General features: G+C 35.4%; 22 protein-coding genes and 1 other annotated feature. Of the genes, 20 read left to right on the top strand and 2 right to left on the bottom strand.

The window, feature by feature from the left end:
• Position 1: 1 nt before the first annotated feature.
• From mnmA to JOE23_RS09680, 16 genes are all read left to right on the top strand, one after another.
• Positions 2-1,111, top strand: coding sequence for a tRNA 2-thiouridine(34) synthase MnmA (gene mnmA / locus JOE23_RS09755; RefSeq protein WP_204438039.1), 1,110 nt, complete (start codon positions 2-4; stop codon positions 1,109-1,111).
• An 89-nt stretch (positions 1,112-1,200) separates the two neighbouring features.
• Positions 1,201-1,944 carry a tetratricopeptide repeat protein gene (locus JOE23_RS09750; RefSeq protein WP_275581474.1) on the top strand — a complete coding sequence of 248 codons (744 nt, stop codon included), beginning with the start codon at positions 1,201-1,203 and terminating at the stop codon, positions 1,942-1,944.
• 15 nt (positions 1,945-1,959) lie between these two features.
• A complete protein-coding gene (recD2, locus tag JOE23_RS09745; RefSeq protein ID WP_204438033.1) occupies positions 1,960-4,293 on the top strand; it encodes an SF1B family DNA helicase RecD2 in 2,334 nt (777 codons plus the stop codon).
• A gap of 128 nt (positions 4,294-4,421) precedes the next feature.
• Positions 4,422-4,607, top strand: coding sequence for a hypothetical protein (locus JOE23_RS09740; RefSeq protein WP_204438032.1), 186 nt, complete (start codon positions 4,422-4,424; stop codon positions 4,605-4,607).
• Positions 4,597-5,685, top strand: coding sequence for an AI-2E family transporter (locus JOE23_RS09735; RefSeq protein ID WP_204438031.1), 1,089 nt, complete (start codon positions 4,597-4,599; stop codon positions 5,683-5,685). Before JOE23_RS09740 ends, JOE23_RS09735 begins: the two co-directional genes overlap by 11 nt.
• A gap of 42 nt (positions 5,686-5,727) precedes the next feature.
• Positions 5,728-5,937: a binding site (T-box leader), on the top strand.
• Positions 5,938-6,106: 169 nt separating this feature from the next.
• Positions 6,107-8,740, top strand: coding sequence for an alanine--tRNA ligase (alaS, locus tag JOE23_RS09730; RefSeq protein ID WP_204438029.1), 2,634 nt, complete (start codon positions 6,107-6,109; stop codon positions 8,738-8,740).
• Positions 8,741-8,835: 95 nt separating this feature from the next.
• Positions 8,836-9,102 carry an IreB family regulatory phosphoprotein gene (locus tag JOE23_RS09725; RefSeq protein ID WP_017472655.1) on the top strand — a complete coding sequence of 89 codons (267 nt, stop codon included), beginning with the start codon at positions 8,836-8,838 and terminating at the stop codon, positions 9,100-9,102.
• 1 nt (position 9,103) lies between these two features.
• Positions 9,104-9,517 (top strand): Holliday junction resolvase RuvX, encoded by a 414-nt coding sequence (gene ruvX, locus JOE23_RS09720; protein ID WP_204438027.1) that lies wholly within the window; start codon positions 9,104-9,106, stop codon positions 9,515-9,517.
• Between the two features lie 15 nt (positions 9,518-9,532).
• The gene (locus JOE23_RS09715; RefSeq protein WP_017472653.1) at positions 9,533-9,811 is read left to right on the top strand and encodes a DUF1292 domain-containing protein; all 279 of its coding nucleotides are present in this window, start codon (positions 9,533-9,535) and stop codon (positions 9,809-9,811) included.
• A gap of 221 nt (positions 9,812-10,032) precedes the next feature.
• Positions 10,033-11,259, top strand: a complete 1,227-nt coding sequence (mltG, locus tag JOE23_RS09710) for an endolytic transglycosylase MltG (RefSeq protein WP_204438024.1) — start codon at positions 10,033-10,035, stop codon at positions 11,257-11,259.
• Between the two features lie 163 nt (positions 11,260-11,422).
• Positions 11,423-12,061, top strand: coding sequence for an O-methyltransferase (locus JOE23_RS09705; RefSeq protein ID WP_204438019.1), 639 nt, complete (start codon positions 11,423-11,425; stop codon positions 12,059-12,061).
• Between the two features lie 12 nt (positions 12,062-12,073).
• A complete protein-coding gene (gene udk, locus JOE23_RS09700) occupies positions 12,074-12,712 on the top strand; it encodes a uridine kinase (RefSeq protein WP_204438018.1) in 639 nt (212 codons plus the stop codon).
• A 218-nt stretch (positions 12,713-12,930) separates the two neighbouring features.
• Entirely contained in the window at positions 12,931-13,407 is a 477-nt protein-coding gene (gene greA, locus JOE23_RS09695) for a transcription elongation factor GreA (RefSeq protein ID WP_204438012.1), read from the top strand.
• 135 nt (positions 13,408-13,542) lie between these two features.
• Entirely contained in the window at positions 13,543-14,226 is a 684-nt protein-coding gene (locus tag JOE23_RS09690; RefSeq protein WP_204438011.1) for a DUF1510 family protein, read from the top strand.
• Positions 14,227-14,247: 21 nt separating this feature from the next.
• Positions 14,248-14,943, top strand: coding sequence for a 5'-methylthioadenosine/S-adenosylhomocysteine nucleosidase (mtnN, locus tag JOE23_RS09685; protein ID WP_204438010.1), 696 nt, complete (start codon positions 14,248-14,250; stop codon positions 14,941-14,943).
• Between the two features lie 611 nt (positions 14,944-15,554).
• Positions 15,555-15,893 carry a hypothetical protein gene (locus JOE23_RS09680; protein WP_204438008.1) on the top strand — a complete coding sequence of 113 codons (339 nt, stop codon included), beginning with the start codon at positions 15,555-15,557 and terminating at the stop codon, positions 15,891-15,893.
• A gap of 504 nt (positions 15,894-16,397) precedes the next feature.
• Here the strand turns inward: JOE23_RS09680 and sigK are convergent.
• Together sigK and sda are read right to left on the bottom strand one after the other, a co-directional pair.
• Positions 16,398-17,099: an RNA polymerase sporulation sigma factor SigK gene (gene sigK / locus JOE23_RS09675; RefSeq protein ID WP_204438007.1), complete on the bottom strand. Its 702-nt coding sequence runs from the start codon at positions 17,097-17,099 to the stop codon at positions 16,398-16,400.
• Positions 17,100-17,332: 233 nt separating this feature from the next.
• Positions 17,333-17,476 (bottom strand): sporulation histidine kinase inhibitor Sda, encoded by a 144-nt coding sequence (sda, locus tag JOE23_RS09670; protein WP_204438005.1) that lies wholly within the window; start codon positions 17,474-17,476, stop codon positions 17,333-17,335.
• A gap of 433 nt (positions 17,477-17,909) precedes the next feature.
• On the opposite strand from sda, the gene JOE23_RS09665 reads away from it, so the two are divergent.
• The 4 genes from JOE23_RS09665 to yhbY are packed head-to-tail and all read left to right on the top strand — an operon-like array spanning position 17,910 to position 20,705.
• Complete coding sequence (locus JOE23_RS09665) at positions 17,910-18,425, top strand: YqeG family HAD IIIA-type phosphatase (protein ID WP_204438003.1); 516 nt, start codon at positions 17,910-17,912, stop codon at positions 18,423-18,425.
• A complete protein-coding gene (gene yqeH, locus JOE23_RS09660; protein WP_204438001.1) occupies positions 18,413-19,531 on the top strand; it encodes a ribosome biogenesis GTPase YqeH in 1,119 nt (372 codons plus the stop codon). The genes JOE23_RS09665 and yqeH overlap by 13 nt, the downstream gene beginning before the upstream one ends.
• A gap of 32 nt (positions 19,532-19,563) precedes the next feature.
• A complete protein-coding gene (gene aroE / locus JOE23_RS09655; protein ID WP_204437999.1) occupies positions 19,564-20,409 on the top strand; it encodes a shikimate dehydrogenase in 846 nt (281 codons plus the stop codon).
• A 5-nt stretch (positions 20,410-20,414) separates the two neighbouring features.
• Positions 20,415-20,705, top strand: a complete 291-nt coding sequence (yhbY, locus tag JOE23_RS09650) for a ribosome assembly RNA-binding protein YhbY (protein ID WP_204437997.1) — start codon at positions 20,415-20,417, stop codon at positions 20,703-20,705.
• Positions 20,706-20,711: the final 6 nt, after the last annotated feature.

Raw genomic sequence — 20,711 nt, 5'->3', positions numbered from 1 at the left:
GATGAGTAATAATAAAGATACGCGTGTAGTCGTTGGGATGAGTGGTGGCGTCGACTCATCAGTAACTGCCTTATTATTAAAACAACAAGGCTATGATGTTATCGGTATTTTCATGAAAAATTGGGATGATACGGATGACGAAGGCTTCTGTACAGCTACAGAAGATTATGATGATGTAGTTAGAGTGTGTAATCAACTTGATATTCCTTATTTCGCGGTTAATTTTGAAAAACAATACTGGGATAAAGTATTTACTTATTTTTTAGATGAATATAAAGCAGGACGAACACCCAATCCTGATGTTATGTGTAACAAAGAGATTAAGTTTAAAGCTTTCCTTGATCATGCCTTATCATTAGGTGCTGATTATGTTGCTACCGGACATTATGCACAAACACGCATGCGCAATGGAAAAGTGGAATTGCTAAGAGGCGTTGACGACAACAAAGACCAAACGTATTTTCTTAATCAACTCTCCAGTGATGTTTTAAAGAAAGTGATGTTTCCGCTTGGTCATCTACCAAAAAAAGAAGTCCGTAGAATAGCAAAAGAAAATAATCTTGTCACGGCGAATAAAAAAGATAGCACAGGCATTTGTTTTATTGGAGAACGTGATTTTAAAACCTTTTTAAGTGAGTATCTTCCAGCCCAACCTGGACGGATTCAGACGATGAACGGTGAAGATAAAGGTCAACATGAAGGATTAATGTATTATACCATTGGCCAACGACAAGGATTAGGAATTGGTGGGCCAGGAGGTCCTTGGTTTGTGGTTGGGAAAAATTTAGAAGAAAATATATTATATGTAGAAGCAGGTTATGATAATGACTATATGAAATCAGATCAATTGCTAGCTGTTGATGTTAATTGGATTAATGGAGCGCCAGCTGAGCCATTCGCCTGTACAGCAAAGTTTCGGTATCGTCAAAAAGATAGTGAAGTTTCAGTTCGGATTCAAGTGGATCAAACCGTGCTTGTTAACTTTGCTAATGAAGAACGAGCGGTTACACCAGGACAAGCTGTTGTTTTTTATCAAGGGGAAGTCTGTTTAGGTGGGGGAACGATTGACAAAGTTTTCAAAGCAGGCAAATTCTTAGACTATATAGGCTAAAGTTATGTTTTATCGCAGATAACCGTCCGTAAATGGTCCGTTGATTGAAGGTTCGTTTTATAACATTTAGCAATAAGATATAATCTTACTTGAAAAATACAGAACTGTACGCGTACGTTCTGTATTTTCCTAGTTTTTACTGTAGGCTGAAAGAGGTGAAAAAGATGGATTTACTTGCCCAAGGAATTGAACAAATGAAGGATCAAGATTATCAGGGTGCAGCCGTTAGTTTTCAAACTTATATAGAGCAATCTCCTGATGATCCGATTGGATATATTAATTTTGGTAATGTATTACTACATGTTGGTGACTTTAATCGAGCTGAACGTTTTTTTCAACGTGCGCTTGCCTTGGATCAAAATGCAGCAACTGCCTTTTATGGGATAGGTAATCTGTATTTTGAGCAGGAAAAATATAAGCAAGCCGCGAAGTATTATAAAGATGCACTTACAAGTGGTTTAGAAGAAACAGACGTTTATTTTATGCTAGGGTTATCTTATCAAAATTTGTCTGACTCTATTCGAGCTTTACCGTACTTTCAACGCGCAAGAGAGTTGGAAACAGAAGATATAGAAATAGCTTTTCAATATGGGTTAGCATTGGCACAAACTGATCAACTTGACAAAGCTACCCGTTTATTTCATGAAGTAATAGAAAAAAATCCGATGCATAGTGATGCTTATTATAATCTAGCGATCGCTCTCTTATATCAAGAGCAGACTGATCAAGCGATAATGTATTTACATGACGTGTTAGCGATCGATTCTGAGCACGAGATGGCAAAGCAAACTTTAGCACAGGTTCAATACATATTAGAAGAGGATCAGGATTAAAAGGGGTAATTTGTAATGGAAGAAAAGCAAAGCATTGAAGAGAAGCGCTACATAAAAGGAGAGCTTATTTATACCATTTATAATAATCAGACTGAGCATTTTTCCATTGCAAAAGTTAAAGTATTGGAGACAAATGAGGATTATGAGGAACCTGACCTTGTAATCAAAGGGTATTTTAGCGAGTTGCTCCCAGGTGAAACTTATCTTTTTTATGGTGAATTCGTCGAACACAAAAAATTTGGTCTTCAATATGAAGTTTCCCACTATAATCGTTATTTACCTGATACTAAAGAAGGTTTAATTGCCTATTTATCTAGTGACCTGTTTCAAGGTATAGGTAAAACGATTGCAACAAGGATTGTCGATCAATTAGGGGAAACGGCTATCTCCAAAATACTTAACCATTCAGATGTACTTAGCTCTATAAAAGGGATGAATAAAGAACGCCAGGAAACCCTTGCTACACGCTTGAGAGAACATCAAGGCTTTGATCATATTGTTGTTCACCTATCAAAATTCGGGATCGGATTGAAGATGGCTCAAAAAATATATCAAGTTTACCAAGAGCAAGCGATAGATGTATTAATGTCCAATCCATATCAATATGTTTTTGATATTGAAGGATTTGGTTTTCATCGTGCAGATTTAATTGCCGTTCAGAACGAGCTTGCTTTAAATCATCCTTCGCGCATTCGAGCTGGCTGTTTATACAGTCTACATGAATCTATGCAAGAAGGCCATGTTTACCTTCCATTTGATGCGCTTATTCAACGTGTAAATCAACTATTGGAAGCACAACGTTATCAAATTGAAGTGACACAGATTAATCAGCAATTAACTGAAATGGAAGAAGAGGATTTTCTCGTTATTGATGAAGAGAGGATCTATTTGCCTGTTCTTTATTATGCTGAAGCGGGTTTTTGTACGCAATTAAATCGACTTATTTCCAACCCCCATGAACAAGAAATAGTTGAAGCAGATTTATTAAAAGTGGTAGGGGAGATAGAAGAAGAAGAGACGCTTAGTTATGGTAAAGAGCAGTATTTAGCGATTAAACAAGCATTAGCTGAAAAGCTTATGATCCTAACAGGGGGGCCTGGCACTGGAAAGACAACAGTCATTAAAGGGATTTTACGTGCTTTTAGTTCACTTCATCAGCTTTCATTAGATTTATCTGATTATGACAGTAAATCAAAATTTCCGTTTATTTTAACTGCCCCGACGGGACGGGCAGCTAAAAGGATGACTGAGTCAACCGGCCTTCCTGCTTTAACTATACACCGACTTTTGGGTTGGGACGGGCATGAAGGTTTTGAGAAGAATGAAGAAAATCAATTGCAGGGACGCTTTCTTGTTGTCGATGAATTTTCTATGGTGGATATTTTTTTAGCTAATCAATTATTCAAGGCTATTCCAAGTGATATGCAGGTTTTGCTAGTGGGTGATGAGGATCAGCTTCCCTCTGTTGGACCTGGACAAGTTTTAGCTGATTTAATAGCTAGTCAACAAATAACAGCGGTTCAACTTGATGAGGTTTATCGACAAAAGGAAGGTTCTAAGATTATTACGCTTGCTCACCAGATTAAACATAATCAAGTTGAGCGCGATTCATTGGACAAATCTAGTGATTTTAACTTCATTCCTTGTCAACCACAGACGATTCTTGATGTCTTAAAACAAATTGTTAAAAAAGCTTTAGATAAAGGTTTTGAGTTAAAGGACATGCAAATATTAGCTCCTATGTATAAAACGAATATCGGAATTCACCAAATTAATCAAACGATCCAAGCCATTGTTAATCCGAAAAGAAAAGACGTTAGAGAGATGAGAACTAAGGATGCGATTTTCCGAATCGGTGATAAAGTGATTCAACTGGTTAATCAACCCGAAGATGGTGTTTTTAATGGAGATATTGGTCAGATTACCGCTATTTTTAAAGAATCAGAGAATGCCGAGCAAGAAGAACAGCTTGTTGTCTCTTATGATGAGAATGATGTGGTTTACAATCGTAAAGATTTACTGAATATCATGCATGCTTATTGTATTTCAATTCATAAATCTCAAGGTAGTGAATTTCCGATTATTGTGATGCCGGTAGATATGAGTTATCGGCGCATGTTAAAAAAGAATTTACTCTACACTGCGGTTACAAGAGCAAAACAATCATTAATTATATGTGGTAATCAACATGCTTTTTTATCCGGTGTCAGCGAGGAAGATACGCGTAGGCGGAATACAACATTAAAGGAGCGTTTAAACCGTATTTTGGCCGATGATCAATATGCTAATCAAATAGAACAATCAATTGACGAAGAATCGAGTCTATCACCATTTGATTTTCTGACATAATTGTTCACCGCATGGGTTATGTTTATCGATTCCAAAATAATAAAATATTTATTTTCTAGGTTTAAATAACATCCTTTCATTCCATAATAGTTATAAGGATAACAACGGAATGAAAGGATGTTTTTTTAATGCAGTGTATTAATTGTCAATCTAAGAATTTAGGAGAAATAGCACCAGGCCATTATTATTGTTGGAACTGCTTTATTGAGATGCGTAAGCAACAGGAGTTTTATCATATCCATGAAGTAGATCTAGATGGTAGTTTGCTACCGCTAAATGACTTATTCAGTGAAGATGAGCGTCGTGTCCAATGAACAACAAGTGGAACAGCATAAGAAAAAATTAAACTATCAACGATACTATCATCTAGGGATATTAATGATAATGGTATTAATTATCTTATTTCTAATCACACGTGTCTTCCCGAATTATTCATTAGTTCTGATTAGTTTATATAAAATAATTTTGCCATTTTTTCTTTCTTTATTATTAGCTTATTTGTTCAATCCAATAGTGTCGAAATTAACACAATTTCGGATTCCTAGGTGGACATCTATTATTGTGCTATATTTGTTTATTGTTTGCACTGTTTCGGCCATTGTGTATTTTACATATCCCATCTTTATTGACCAAGCTAAGCGATTAATCGATCAGTTACCTTTGCTTATAACAGGTTATCGGGATTGGATTAACGATTTTGATGACGTTATTGGTGTATTGCCCGAGGCGATTCATCGGGAGTTAGATGAAACGTTTAATCAATTTGAAAAATCAAGTGTAGATTGGATTGAAAAAAGAATTATTGGTTTTACCTCTTTACATCAATACTTGATTAGTTTAGCTGTTGTGCCGGTATTACTTTATTACTTTTTATTGGAACCTCGTAAAATAAGAGCAAAGTTGTTCTCTTTGATTCCTAAAAAGTATCAAAAGCGTTCAAAACAATTATTAAAGAAAATTGATAAAGACCTCGGTTTTTATATTAGAGGGCAGTTGCTTATTTGCTTATTTGTTGCCCTAACGACGTATATCGTTTATCTGATAATTAAAGTAGAGTTTTCTTTGCTGCTTGCTTTATTCATGGGCATAATGAATATTATTCCATACTTTGGTCCGATTATTGGCGCTTTACCAGCCGTTTTATTGGTGATAACGACCAGTCCATCAACCATATTGTATTTGTTAATCGGTATTATTGCTGTGCAACTTATTGAAAGTAATTTACTATCGCCATTAATCTTAGGGCGTAGCGTACACATCCATCCGGTTATTGTTATTCTCGTGTTACTGATTGGAAGCGAGTTAGCTGGTATAATAGGGATGATTTTATCCGTTCCTGTCTTTGTTATCATCAGAAGTGTGGCTAGTTGTCACTTGATTAGTCGCGATTGACAGATTTATTAAATTTCTCTATAATATCCAAAGTAGTAATAGTCTAAAGCGTAGAAGAACAATAGTATGTAACAGTCCATTTAAAGAGAGGCAAGTCTATAGCTGAAAGGTTTGCTAAATGAAGGGTTACAGAAGCTCGTTCAGAGTACAAGTTAATCACTTGTCGGTGACATACCGTTATCAATGAACAAAGGTGATAGTTTAACAAACTATAATCAGGGTGGTACCGCGAAATATACTCTCGTCCCTGCATTTTATGCAGTGTTGAGAGTTTTTTTAATGTAGATTAAATTTGATAATCGGGCGAGAAAAAAGCATGATTGACATAAAAGCTTGTGGAACAAGAATGAAGGGACAAGTTAAATGATGTAAGAGGTAGAGCAGAACGATTGAGTCAATGAAATTATAGGAGGAATGGAAAGTGAAACGATTAACGTCAGCAGAAGTACGGCAATTATATTTAGATTTTTTTAAGGAAAAAGGCCATAAAGTAGAGCCAAGTGCGTCCTTAGTCCCTAGTGAGGACCCTACATTACTATGGATTAATAGTGGCGTAGCTACACTTAAAAAATATTTTGATGGACGTGTGATTCCTGATAATCCGCGCATTGTTAATGCACAAAAATCGATTCGTACAAATGATATTGAAAATGTCGGATATACCGCACGTCATCATACCTTTTTTGAAATGCTTGGTAATTTTTCTATTGGGGATTACTTTAAAAAAGAAGCTATTGAATTTGCTTGGGAATTCTTAACCGATAAACGTTGGATAGGCTTTGATCCAGAGAAATTATCTGTTACGGTTCACCCTGAAGACGACGAGGCTTACCACCTTTGGAAAGATCATATTAAGTTACCAGAGCAACGTATTATACGATTGGAAGAAAATTTCTGGGATATAGGTGAAGGGCCAAGTGGACCAAATACTGAGATTTTTTACGATCGAGGTGAATCGTTTGGTAATGATCGAAATGATCCTGAGTTGTATCCAGGTGGAGAGAATGATCGTTACTTAGAGATTTGGAATCTTGTTTTTTCACAATTTAATCATAATCCTGATGATACTTATACGCCATTACCGAAGAAAAACATTGATACGGGTATGGGACTTGAAAGAATGGTGTCAGTCATTCAAGATACACCGACTAATTTTGAAACAGACCTATTTTTACCGATTATTCGACATGTTGAAAAAATGACTACATTGAAATATGGGGAAGCTAAAGCAACGGATACAGCTTTTAAGGTTATTGCTGACCACATAAGAACAGTTACTTTTGCTGTTGCAGATGGAGCACTACCGTCAAATGAAGGGCGGGGTTACGTACTTCGTCGTCTGCTTCGCCGAGCCGTAAGATTTGCTAAACAGCTTGGCATAGATAAACCATTTATGCACGAGTTAGTAACAACAGTTGTTCATATTATGGAAACTTTTTATACGGAAGTTAAGGAGAAAGCTGAATTTATTGCAAATGTTATTCAAAATGAAGAGGAACGCTTTCACGAAACATTGAACGAAGGCTTGGCTATTCTAGCCACCATTATTGAAAAAGAGCGCGACGCTGGCTCAACTGTTTTTCCTGGGTCAGAAGTGTTTCGTTTATACGATACTTATGGTTTCCCTAAAGAATTGACAGAAGAATATGTTGGTGAAGCAGGGTTTACAATAGATCAAGCAGGTTTTGAATTAGAAATGAAAGCACAACGCGATCGTGCAAGAGAAGCGCGTCAGAAAATAGATTCTATGCAAATTCAAGATGACGTGTTTAGTGAATTATTAGTTGATAGCACATTTATCGGCTATGATCATCATACGATAAAAACAACGATCGAAGCCATTATACAAGACAAACATTTGGTCACCCAATCGTCTCAGCAAGAGGTTTACCTTGTGTTAAAGGAAACACCTTTTTATGCAGAAAGTGGCGGGCAAATTGCTGATACAGGTCTAATAAGCACAGCTAGAAACCAAGCCAATGTCTTAGATGTCCAAAAAGCACCTAAAGGTCAGCACTTACACCGAGTTAAAATAGATGAGGGCTACTTTTCTGTTGGTGATGATGTTGAGGTTATGATAGATCGACAAAATCGAAAGGCGATTGAGAAGAACCATACAGCTACGCACTTACTACATCAAGCTCTAAAAGATGTACTTGGTGATCATGTGAACCAAGCAGGATCACTTGTAGATATCGATCGTCTTCGTTTTGACTTTTCACATTTTAGTGCAGTAACAACTGAGCAACTAGAGGCTATTGAAAGTATAGTTAACCAAAAGATCTGGAGTGGCTTAGAGGTGAGTACGGGTATATATCCAATCGATGAAGCGAAACAGATGGGAGCAATGGCTTTATTTGGAGAGAAATATGGTGATCAAGTTAGGGTTGTTAAAGTGGGTAACTATAGCATTGAATTATGCGGGGGTTGTCATGTTAAGAACACCTCTGAAATAGGGTTGTTTAAATTGACTAGCGAATCAGGGATAGGTGCAGGTACAAGACGAATTGAAGCAATGACTGGAAAAGGTGCATACATCTATACAAATACACAACAAAAAACGCTGCAAGCTGCCGCTGAATTGCTGAAATCTAATCAAGAACAGGTTCCAGAAAAGATTAATGGGTTGTATAGTGAGATTAAACAATTAAACCGTGAAAATGCTACATTAAATCAGAAGTTATCATCATTAGAAGCTTCAGCGATTTTAGGGAAAGCGGAAAAAATTAACGGTGTTTCTGTTCTTGCGGAGAAAGTTGATGTAAATGATATGAATCAGCTTCGTTCCATGGTAGATGATTTAAAACAAAAGCTAGGAACAGGTATTGTTTTATTAGCAACAGTAAATGATAGTAAGGTTCAGTTAGCCGCAGGCATCTCTAAAGATCTCATAGATAAAGGATATCATGCTGGAAAACTGATTAAAGAAACGGCGTCTATTTGCGGTGGTGGTGGCGGTGGTCGACCTGACATGGCACAAGCTGGGGGTAAACACCCAGAACAAGTACCGGCAGCCTTAAAACATGCAAAAACATTTATTTCATCAATTGGTTAACTTGTTATTTATTATCTTTTAAAGGTATAATGGTAGTAAGTGGCGAATTAAGAAAGTATAGGATAGATTTATTTTATGATGCGGGGGTGTTATGCATGGATTCAATGGATAAAACCATGAAATTTGACTTTTCCGAAGAGCCCATTGAAGAGAATGTTAATGATGTATTGCTAACGGTTTATCAAGCATTACAGGAAAAAGGTTATCATCCAATTAATCAAATTGTCGGTTATTTATTATCAGGTGATCCAGCCTACATTCCAAGATATAAAGATGCAAGAAATATGATTAGACGTATTGATCGTGATGAATTAATTGAAGAGCTCGTCAAGTATTACATTAGTCAACACAAAGAGGTATAAAATGAAAAAAATGGGTTTGGATGTAGGCTCTAAAACAATTGGTGTAGCAATAAGTGATGCTTTAGGATGGACAGCGCAAGGGATAACAACGATAAAATGGGATGAGAAGGATTTTACCACAGCTGATCCTGCACTAATAGCAATTTTTGAACAACATGATATTTCAGAGATTGTTATTGGACTACCTAAGCATATGAATGGTTCAATCGGTGAGCGTGGAGAAACCTCACAAGTATATGCCAACTATTTAGAAGAAAAATATAATATAAAGACAGTACTTTGGGACGAAAGATTATCAACAATGGCAGCTGAGCGCGTTTTATTAGAAGCTGATGTTAGTCGCAATAAACGGAAGAAAGTCATTGATAAAATGGCAGCAGTAATGATTCTACAAGGGTATTTAGATGCCCAATAAACGGAGGTCGTCAAAATGACATTATCAGAAAATGAACGGATTATTATCCCAGATGAGAATGGAGAAGAACATCTGTTTGAAGTTTTGTTCACCTTTGATGTTGAACAAAACAACCAATCATATTTAGCTGTCGTACCTGTTGAACAGACAGATGATGAAGAGCAAGAAGTCTTTGCTTTTCGCTATGAGGCAAAAGAAAGTGAAGACGATTTAGCTTTATTTGCAATCGAATCCGATGAAGAATGGGATATGGTTGAAGAAATGTTAAATACACTAATTGATGAAGATATTTAAACAATATAGAAAAAATGTGATTCCCCCTGAAAGATAGATTAAAATCTAACTTTTTGGGGGTTTTTTAATTGTAATTAACCATTAGCTAATGGTTAAGGTCGCTAACACATACATTTTCAAAGAATTTACAACGAACCTTACATAAAAAATTGTAAAAAATATAGATAAAACCTCATTTTTTGTAGTATAATGAATCGGATGATGAAGGGAGGAGGTTTATTATGACCAATTCAGATCAAGACCAAAATCAGACAAAGAAAGATAAAAATCAAGAAAACACCGATATTATTGAAAATAATGAGCAAATAAATGAAAGTAATTTAGATCAGGATACTAAAATAGAACCTGAGCACAATGCTCTACAACAAGGCAAAGAAGTGACTACGGTTAGAAAAATTGTACTTACCGTGATTATTTTGTCCATTACATTAATTGTAATAGGTGGCATCTCTGCGTATAAATATATTATGAATGGTTTATCACCAGTGGATTCAACTAATGATGAGGTTATCACTGTAGAAGTTCCTTTAGGATCGTCAAGTTCTAATATTGCTAATTTGTTAGAAGAGGAAGGGATTATTAATAATGCTCTTATCTACCAACTCTATACAAGAATTAATAATATGGGTGATTTTCAAGCGGGTGAATACGAATTATCCCCTTCGATGACGCTTGCTGAAGTATCTGAAGTACTACAGTCGGGTACAGTAATGAGAGAAGCGTTGTTCAATGTGACCATACCTGAAGGCAGAACGCTAGAAGAAATTGCAGAACTATATGAGAATAATGCTAATGTTGATGCAGATGCGTTTATGGAGGCAATGGCAGATGAGGAATATATAAGATCGTTAATTGATCAATATCCAAATTTATTGTCTGATGAAATTCTGCAAGATGACATTCGTTATCCTTTAGAAGGGTATTTATTTGCGGCCACTTACCCTTTTTATGAAGAAAATCCTTCTGTTGATGACATTGTTACCTCTATGTTGGATAAAACAGAAGATGTATTAAGTGATTACTATCAGGAAATAAATAACTTAGATGACTTTACTGTACATGACGTGCTTACATTTGCTTCACTCGTGGAACGTGAAGCAAGAGATGAAGAAGAAAGAATGCTTATCGCGGGTGTGTTTTACAATCGCCTTGAAGAAGGGATGCGCTTAGAAACTGACCCCACTGTACTATATGCACATGGAGAACACAGAGATCGTGTCTTTTTCAGTGATCTAGAGATTGAGTCACCATATAATACGTATCACATTCAAGGTCTACCAATAGGGCCTATCTCTAATTTTGGCGAAAGTTCTTTACGAGCTGTACTTAATCCTGCAGATACAAATTATTTATTTTTTGTTGCAGCGCCTGATGGTGAAATTTATTACTCAGAAACATTTGAAGAGCACCGAGATTTAGCAAACGAACATCTTGATCGTGACTTGTAAGGTTGAATCAGGGACAAGCATTGCTTATCCCTGATTTTCTCTGTTGTTATTGACTAGGTTATCGTGATGGATACTTAGCATCATTAAGTCCGGAAAAGCTATTGAATACCTATTTAAGTAATCTAAATTAAGCTTGAGAAAGAAACAGAGGTGAAATCTTAAGATGAACAATCTGTTCAAAACATACTTAGAGTCCTTACAGCCGCCATCATCAAATTGGACTTCCATATTAGAAAAAGAGGCTGAACAAAACGGTATTCCAATTATGGAACGAGATGGCATTGCCTTTCTAAAGCAAATCGTTAAAATAAAGCAACCAAAAAAAATATTAGAAATTGGAACAGCGATTGGCTACTCTGCACTGCAAATGCAAGACGCTTGTTTATCCGCTACTATTGTAACCATAGAAAGAGATTCAGCACGCTACGAGCAAGCAAAACAGCACGTTGGAAAATTTAGCAAAAATAAAAAAATTGATTTATTATATGGAGATGCGCTAGAATGTGTAAGTGATATTCAGAAACGCGGCCCCTATGATTTGATATTTATTGATGCTGCCAAAGGCCAAAATCAGCGATTTTTCGAATGTTTCTCTGAATTTGTTACAAGTAATGGGGTTATTATTACTGATAATGTTTTATTCAAAGGATATGTTATTGATGCAAGTGATGCTTCTAAACGTATGCAAGCTTTAGCGAAAAAAATCGATCGTTATAATCGATGGTTAAGTGAGCATCCTCACTATGAAACAGTTATTATTCCAATTGGTGATGGAGTAGCGATCACAACAAAAAGACACTAAAGGAGTTAAATAATGAAAGTGAATAATGATAAGCCGATAGTAATAGGTGTAGCAGGTGGATCTGGATCAGGAAAGACATCTGTAACACGAGCTATTTGCGAACGATTTGTTAATAAATCAATTCTTGTAATGGAGCAGGATTTTTATTATAAAGATCAATCACACTTGCCATTTGAAGAGCGATTGAAAACAAACTATGATCACCCATTTGCATTTGATAATGATTTACTTATCGAGCATCTGCAAAAATTATTAACACATCAATCGATAAATAAACCTATATATGATTTTAAACGTCATACGAGATCAGAAGAAACGATGTTTATACAGCCTCAAGAAGTCATTATTCTTGAAGGTATTCTTATCTTGGAAGATCAAAGGTTGATCGACATGATGGACATTAAAGTATTTGTTGATACAGATCCTGATTTGCGTATTATTAGAAGGCTATTGCGTGATATTAATGATCGCGGGCGAACGATTGATTCCGTTATTAATCAATATCTAAATGTCGTAAGACCGATGCATTTGCAATTTATTGAACCGACTAAACGCTATGCCGATATCATTATTCCTGAAGGTGGAGAAAATCATGTCGCCATTGATTTAATGGCAACGAAGGTAGAAACGATTTTATCCAGAAAAAAATAGTATTGTGAGCACTTACCGCTTACTTAAGCAAATATGCTCTATATAAAATTTTCTAAAAAAACTATTGAAATTAATTTAAAAATCTGCCATAGTATTGGTTAGTAACGTTAATGTTGACGTTACTATATTTTTAAGTGCTTTGAGCATACAATGCTTTACTTAAGAATAACAATGAAACAAACAATATAAAACGGTTTGGTCTTAAAGGAGTGTAGTGAATGGCTACTGAAAAAAGCTATTATATGACACATGAAGGTAAAGAAAAACTTATTAATGAATTAGAACAATTAAAAACGGTAAGACGACCTGAAGTAGTTGAACGGATTAAAGTTGCTCGTGACTTCGGTGATTTGTCAGAGAATTCTGAATATGATGCAGCGAAAGATGAGCAGGCATTTGTTGAATCGCGAATTGCTCAAGTTGAAATGATGATAAGAAATGCGGTTATCATTGAGAATGATGATGTTGATTCGGATATTGTATCATTAGGTAAAACGGTTACATTTAAGGAATTACCAGATGGTGATGAAGAAGAATATACCATTGTTGGGAGCGCAGAAGCAGATCCATTTGAAGGTAAAATTTCGAATGACTCACCAATTGCTAAAAGTTTAATTGGTTGTGAAATAGGGCAGGAAGTAACGGTTCCTACACCAGGTGGCGACATGCACGTTAAAATTGTCAGTGTGAAGTAATTGGATTGATATGAAAATTCAGATATAAATAAAGGCATTTTCTTTAAGTGACGATTTTTTCGTCACTTTTTACGTTTTTTGGGATTGTAAGGTGAATGCGCGTATACTATTATAATAAATAGAGGAGGCGTTTTTGTGGAGAGCGAAGAACAATCCTATAGCAGATTAGGCAGATTTGAAAAAAAACGAAAAAACACCAAATGGCTGTCAGTTTTTATTGGTATAGGGACCGTTTTAATCATTGTATTTATAATGATTTTAGCTTTTTCCAATCGGGAGGATGCTAATTTGGTTAATGACCCTCAAGATGATAGTGGGGAAGTCGAACGCAGTGAGCCGGAAGCTGAAGGGGACGACGATTCGTCTGACCAACAACCAGATCATGATAACAACTTTGAAAATGAAACAGAACCACCAAATGAGGGAGACGAGCAATATCCTGATGATTCTGAGATAGATGTTATTGATCATGTGGAAGATGACAATGTCATCTATGCATATACATCAAATTGGGAACCGATAAGTACACAACAAGAAGAACCGCATCAAATTACATGGGATCAATCATCACAGGATTGGCGTGAAATGATGCAAGCAGCTGAGTTAGCTACGGGTGTTGGTATTGAAGAGATGTACTATTTATGGGTGTCTGGTGATGGTCCTAAAAGTGTGATTGCTACTTTTTCTAACGCAAGAATGGATGAGCACTTTCGTGTATATATAACATGGATAGAATATCAAGGATGGCAACCAGAGCGTGTCGACATATTGCATCGCCATGATCAAATGCATCGATTTAACGCAGATGAAGAAGATTGATAAAAAGGAGCATTTACTTATATGTTAATTGGCATTATAGGAGCTATGGATCAAGAGATAGCTTTATTAAAAAATGAAATGGATATTCATTCAGAACAAGTTATAGCAAACTGTTTGTTTATTAAAGGACGTTTAAAAAGTAAAGATATTGTATTACTTAAATCAGGCATTGGAAAAGTTAATGCAGCTATGGCAACAACTATACTAGTCGAGCGTTTTCAACCTGATCTTATTATTAATACAGGTTCAGCAGGTGGTCTAGATCCAGAATTGGATGTTGGTGATATTGTCATTGGTGAGCAAGTCGTTCATCATGATGTTGATGTGACAGCATTTGATTATAAATATGGTCAAGTACCAAGCATGCCTGAGCATTATACAGCAGATTTAAATTTAATATTGGCGGTAGAGAAAGCTAATAAAAAGTTGAGTAAAGTAAAAAGCAAACGAGGCCTTATCGCCACAGGCGATTCCTTTATGCAAGATCCTGAAAGAGTAGCCTATGTTCAGCGTCAAATTCCAAACATTATAGCTGTGGAGATGGAAGCTGTTGCTATTGGACAAGTTTGCTATCAATATGATCTCCCGTTTGTTGTTATTCGTGCCCTTTCAGATATTGCCGGTAAAGAATCAGCTATATCTTTTGATGAGTTTTTAGATCAAGCAGCGACACATGCGGCTAAATTAATTATGGAAGTCCTTAGTGTATATCATTAAGGGTTATATAGTAACCGATGGCATGATAAAACTTGGAATAGCATGAATAATTAGGAGTTGGCTATTAATTTCAATCACAGATAAATCACAATAAGCAAACAAACACAGCGGCTATCTTATAGCCGCTGTGTTTGTCTTTTTTCGAGAGATCAACACCTAGAAATAATCGCCCATTTCAATATCTAAAGGATCATCGATGATATTCAATATAATAATCCCGTTATTGTTTTCTTTATAGATCTTAAAATCATAAGTATTTCGATTGAAGGGTGAGCTTTGATAAAAGGTTTTAAATGTCTTGTGGCTTAATCTTGGATTAGTCTAGGGGCTTTTTTGTAAATTTAGATTTGTGCAATCGACAAATTGCAACATTTTTTTGAGTTAGTTTTGCTATACTGGATCTGGTGTACTTTATTTGTGGTATGGGGTTATATTTTGAATAAAATGACCAGGTTGGGGTTGTTTTTGTTAGTGGTTTATTTGATTTTTCGATAGACTAACAGATCGGTTTGACGGATTGCAGACGGCTCCTTTAATCGTAAGTGTCGTTGTGCTTTTATATGGTTTGATTAAAGAAAGGGAAATTCAGATTTAACTGGGGAGTGGTTAAGATGAATATCGATTTAGAATTATTGGTGGTCATTTTAGTGGTCAGCGCGATACTTTCGATACTGTATTCGGTGTTAGATAAAGAAAAAGTAAAAAGATTAAATCTTTGGTTTCATATATTGGTGGGAAAAAGAGAGAATTATGATTTTGAGGCAACGATCAAGCGGACAAGATTTGTATTTTATTATTTTACTTTCATAAGTGCTTTGGGAATCGCTTTATCATTTGTTAATGAAAGTTTAGGGGCAGTATTTGTTTGGATTGTTTTCATTTCATTGGTTATTGCAATTTATTATCTGTATCCGGTCAAGAGAAGTAAAAAGGATCAGAATGAGAAATAAAAGGGTGAGTTTTGACAAAAGGTTTTTGTTCGTAAGGGAGCAAAAATGTCCGTACTGTAAAATTGTTGCGATACTTTTTATGAGAGAGTTCAGATGGTGAATCATTATCAATGTTCGGGCTGCATGAATGAGGAGTGAGCGTGTAGCTCACCCCAACATTTGACTCAGAACTATTTTTTCACCGTTAATTGGCTTTTCTCTCGTTATGCCTTTCGTGTTTATTTCCTTTAAAGTGATGATCCATACAAACTATAACTGTGTTTTCGAACATTATTACCAAAGGTTCCCTTATGAGAATCTATTACACATTCAGGAATACAGTAATGAAAAGGACAATCTACTAACTATTAAACATTTAGAAGAAATGAGTGTATCGGTTGATACTATTTCAGAAGGGGATACCGACTAAGAAGCTTTGAATATTCGAGAAGCCTCATTTAATAAAGTGATTTATTCGATCAAATATAATGTAAATAAAAATCCGGGTGTTTCTGCACTCGGATTTCAACGTTTTTCTTGTCGGTAATACTCATGAAAAATCTTCATTAAAGCTCGTTTTTCAATTCGAGACACATAGCTCCGTGAAATATTTAAATCGCGAGCTATTTCTTTTTGAGTACGCTCTTTTGCCATGCCTAATCCATAACGGCTCATAAGGACTAATTTTTCGCGTTTATCAAGCACGGATAGATATTTACTTATTTTTTCTACTTCTAAATTTAATTGAATGTAATCAACGATATCATCATTTTCTGCTTGCAAAATATCAATTAAGCTGATCTCATTTCCTTCTTTGTCTTGACCAATTGGATCTTGTAAGGACACATCTTTTTTTGTCTTCTTTATAGATCTTAAATGCATAAGTATTTCGTTTTCTATGCACCGTGCTGCGTATGTAGCAAGCTTAGTGCCTTTGTTAGGAGAATAGCTTTCGATTCCTTTAATGAGTCCAATCGTACCTATAGATATAAGATCTTCATTATCCTCGCCAGTATTTTCGAATTTTTTTACGATGTGAGCGACTAACCTTAAGTTGTGTTCGATAAGTTTATTTCTTGCTTCAATACTACCTTGTAACATCTGTTCTAAATACTTGATCTCTTCTTTTTGATCTAAAGGCTGCGGAAACGCATGATTTTTAACGTAAGACACAAAAAAAAGCGCATCTTTTATCAGAAGGGTAAGAGCACTTAATATTGCAGACATTTTTTCACCTCCATGCATTTAGGCTGATGCCTATAACGTATTTTTATGAGCATGAAAGGAAAAATGTGTCTGTCCGCATTGAATTATTTTGAGCTGTTCATGATACCATATATGTTTTAGATAGATCGTTGTATTTGGGAGTATTCTAATTAATATATTGCAACTTAACCAAAAAAGTCACTACTGAAAAGTAACGCTAGATGACTCGCTGGTCTAATTTTAGTCAATGATTATTAATTAGCAATAGGTTTTATCAGGTGTGTTAGTGCGCGACGTTGAATTTCTAATTCCATTAACCTAAGAAAGTCAGGATTTAATTTTAATTCTGAGGCTTTTCGATAAGACTCTAACAATAGTTCATCTGATAGATGCTTCATTATACTGCCCCCTATTTTTAAATTTCCAAGTTTTGTTTCTGCAAAATAACTTTATCAAATTTACTCTATCGACACAAGTTGATTGTTATCTACACTCCTTGTAGATAAGTTGTGAATAGTTAGAGTTTTAAATGATTCAAACATTGATATTTCGGTATTTAATATGTGTATAAAGTTATCCACATGTTCGAATTATATACGAATTTGTCGAACGATTTTTAGTCATAAACCTAACATCTAATGACATATAATTACTCTTTAAACCATTAAAGGGTGGGATCAATGGGTCATCTTTAACAAAAACAACTGAATATATTTGTTTTGATCAAATAAATGCAAGTTTTTCTAAAATATTTTTGAAACAGAGCGATAAATTGTTTATGATGGTAAAGTACAACAAATTTTTTAATTAGATAATTGAGGTGGACAGTTCGTGTTAAAACGTTTTTTGCCAGATCAACATGTAAAGAGTATTTTTGAAATTACACCTGAACATTTAAAAGACAAGGGGATAAAAGGTGTGATTACAGATTTAGATAATACACTAGTAGCATGGAATGAAGCACATGCAACACCAATGGTACTTAATTGGTTTAAACGTATGGAAGAGAGCAATATTGATGTCATAATTATTTCAAATAATAATAAAAATCGAGTTGAAATCTTCTCTGAGCCTTTAAAGCGCCCATTTGTATATAAAGCTAAAAAGCCGCTTAAAAAAGCCTTTATTAAAGCGGCTAAACAAATGAATTTAAACAGGTCGGAGGTGGCCGTGATCGGTGACCAACTTATGACTGATATTTTCGGCGGAAATCGAGCTGGGTTGCACACCATTTTAGTTGTTCCAATCGTCTCTACAGATGATAAAGCCACAAAGTTTAATCGGCAAATAGAGAGACGGATATTAAATCGTTTTAAAAGAAAGGGCTGGATCTCATGGGAAGACTAGGAGAGGATCACGTAATTTGTCAAGGGTGTGGAGTAACGGTGCAATCAGAGAATAAAAGTTTACCTGGCTATGTTCCTTCATCGGCATTAAACAATGACATGGTTGTTTGTCAGCGTTGTTTTCGCCTAAAACACTACAATGAAATACAAGATGTGCCATATACAGATAGTGACTTTTTAAAAATGATCAGTCAAATTAGTGAAACAAAGGGCTTAATTGTAAAAATAGTCGATATATTTGATTTTAGTGGTAGTTTTATCGATAGCTTGCATCGTTTAACAGGTAGTGATAATCCAATTATATTAGTAGGTAACAAATTAGACTTATTACCAAAATCAACGAATTTAAACCGCCTTAAACATTGGATGAAAAAAACAGCCGCTGATTTGGGCCTCACCATTCAAGATGTTTTCCTTGTCTCGGCAAAAACGGGGCAAGGTTATGATCAGGTTAAAGAGGGGATTGAGCAATACAGAAAAGGGCAGGATGTTTATGTGGTGGGTTCTACAAATGTTGGAAAATCGACTTTTATTAATTATTTAATTAATGATTCTACCGGTACAAAAGATGCAATTACAACCTCATATTTTCCTGGGACAACTTTAGGATTTATTGAAATCCCAATTGATGAACATGCGTCATTATATGATACACCGGGGGTTATTAATCGAGGTCAAATCACACACTATCTAACGGATCAAGATATTAAAAAAATTACACCGAATAAAGAAATTAAGCCGAGAGTATATCAACTAAATCAAGAACAAACATTATATATAGCTGGTTTAGCTCGGTTTGATTTTATTAAAGGAGAGCGTCAAGCCTTTGTTTGTTATTTCGCTAACCAGCTTGATATTCATCGTACAAAGCTAGAAAATGCTGAGAACCTTTATCTTGATCATTTAGGGGATATGTTATCGCCACCCACAGGTAAAGGTAAAGAACAATATCCAGCTTTACAAGAAAAAACGTTTAAGGTAAACGGAGAGAAAACGGATATTGTTTTTCCTGGATTAGGTTGGATCACGCTATCAGGTAGCCTGGCGACCATTACAGTATCAACACCTAATGATGTACCTGTGTCTAAAAGGAATGCTATCATATAAATAACGATCTGAGCAGTAAGGGGAGAGACTTTATGGAATTAGGATTGATTGGTTATCCGATTCAACATTCTAAGTCACCGTGGATTCATCAGCAGTTTTTAAAACAAGCGGGGCTTTCTGGTGAATATATTTTGTACGAGATCCATCCTGATCAGTTTGTTGAAGAAATTAAACAACTAAAGCAATTAAGTTTGGATGGATTTAATGTCACCGTTCCATATAAACAAAAGATCATCCCTTATTTAGATGAAATAGATGATCACGCTCAAACTATTGGTGCAGTCAATACAGTTGTTTGTCGAAATGGAAAGTGGCATGGTTATAATACCGACGGCTTAGGTTTGGTTACCGCATTAAAAGTGCGTTATCCGCATTTGTTTGAGGGAAATAAATCCGCCCTTATACTTGGAGCTGGTGGAGCAAGCCGTGGGATTTACTATGCGTTAATAAAAGAAAAGTTAAATCGAGTATCGATCGCTAATCGGACCAAATCGAAAGCAGAATCAATTATGAATATTAATTCTCAGGATAGAAGAGGTGAAGTATTTACTTATCAAGAGGCTGAGTGCCATTTAGCATCATTTGATTTAATTATTCAGACCACTTCAGTAGGTATGTATCCAAACAACAGCGAGAAGATCATTAACTTAACACATATTCAGCCTGATACAGTGGTTAGTGATATTGTTTATCAACCTTTTTGGACATCTTTATTACGAGAAGCTCATCAAAAAGGTGCGCAGGTGCACCATGGTCATGAAATGTTGTTATATCAGGGAAAATTAGCTTTTGAATACTGGACTAATAAAAAGATTAATGCTAACGAGATTTTACCGAAGTTTTTGACTCTACTGCAATCAGAAAATAATAAAGGATGATAATTATGTTAACAGGTAAACAGAAACGTTTTTTGCGCGCAGAGGCGCATCATTTAAAACCCATTTTCCAAGTTGGGAAAGATGGTGTTAACGATAATATGTTAGTGCAAATTAATGAAGCATTAGAAAAGCGCGAATTAATTAAAGTGAATATTTTACAAAACTGTTTAGTAGAGAAAGATGATATTGCTGAAGAATTGACAGCTGGCACAGATGGTGAACTTGTTCAAATTATTGGTAACATCATTGTGTTGTATAAGGAATCAACTGAAAATAAGACGATAAAATTACCATAAGAGGTT

The sequence above is a fragment of the Amphibacillus cookii genome, assembly GCF_016908375.1.
Lineage (GTDB): Bacteria > Bacillota > Bacilli > Bacillales > Amphibacillaceae > Amphibacillus_C > Amphibacillus_C cookii.
The sequence above is the reverse complement of the archived record's forward strand: the minus strand, read 5'-3'. Positions and strand labels throughout refer to the sequence as shown.

Coding starts and splice junctions, on each gene's coding strand:
- aroE (WP_204437999.1), top strand. CDS start 19,564: ATGGAATTAGGATTGATTGGTTATCCGATTCAACATTCTAAGTCACCG.
- greA (WP_204438012.1), top strand. CDS start 12,931: ATGGCTACTGAAAAAAGCTATTATATGACACATGAAGGTAAAGAAAAA.
- sda (WP_204438005.1), bottom strand. CDS start 17,476: ATGAAGCATCTATCAGATGAACTATTGTTAGAGTCTTATCGAAAAGCC.
- udk (WP_204438018.1), top strand. CDS start 12,074: ATGAAAGTGAATAATGATAAGCCGATAGTAATAGGTGTAGCAGGTGGA.
- JOE23_RS09740 (WP_204438032.1), top strand. CDS start 4,422: ATGCAGTGTATTAATTGTCAATCTAAGAATTTAGGAGAAATAGCACCA.
- JOE23_RS09725 (WP_017472655.1), top strand. CDS start 8,836: ATGGATTCAATGGATAAAACCATGAAATTTGACTTTTCCGAAGAGCCC.
- JOE23_RS09715 (WP_017472653.1), top strand. CDS start 9,533: ATGACATTATCAGAAAATGAACGGATTATTATCCCAGATGAGAATGGA.
- mnmA (WP_204438039.1), top strand. CDS start 2: ATGAGTAATAATAAAGATACGCGTGTAGTCGTTGGGATGAGTGGTGGC.
- JOE23_RS09680 (WP_204438008.1), top strand. CDS start 15,555: ATGAATATCGATTTAGAATTATTGGTGGTCATTTTAGTGGTCAGCGCG.
- ruvX (WP_204438027.1), top strand. CDS start 9,104: ATGAAAAAAATGGGTTTGGATGTAGGCTCTAAAACAATTGGTGTAGCA.
- sigK (WP_204438007.1), bottom strand. CDS start 17,099: ATGTCTGCAATATTAAGTGCTCTTACCCTTCTGATAAAAGATGCGCTT.
- recD2 (WP_204438033.1), top strand. CDS start 1,960: ATGGAAGAAAAGCAAAGCATTGAAGAGAAGCGCTACATAAAAGGAGAG.
- yhbY (WP_204437997.1), top strand. CDS start 20,415: ATGTTAACAGGTAAACAGAAACGTTTTTTGCGCGCAGAGGCGCATCAT.
- mtnN (WP_204438010.1), top strand. CDS start 14,248: ATGTTAATTGGCATTATAGGAGCTATGGATCAAGAGATAGCTTTATTA.
- mltG (WP_204438024.1), top strand. CDS start 10,033: ATGACCAATTCAGATCAAGACCAAAATCAGACAAAGAAAGATAAAAAT.
- JOE23_RS09705 (WP_204438019.1), top strand. CDS start 11,423: ATGAACAATCTGTTCAAAACATACTTAGAGTCCTTACAGCCGCCATCA.
- yqeH (WP_204438001.1), top strand. CDS start 18,413: ATGGGAAGACTAGGAGAGGATCACGTAATTTGTCAAGGGTGTGGAGTA.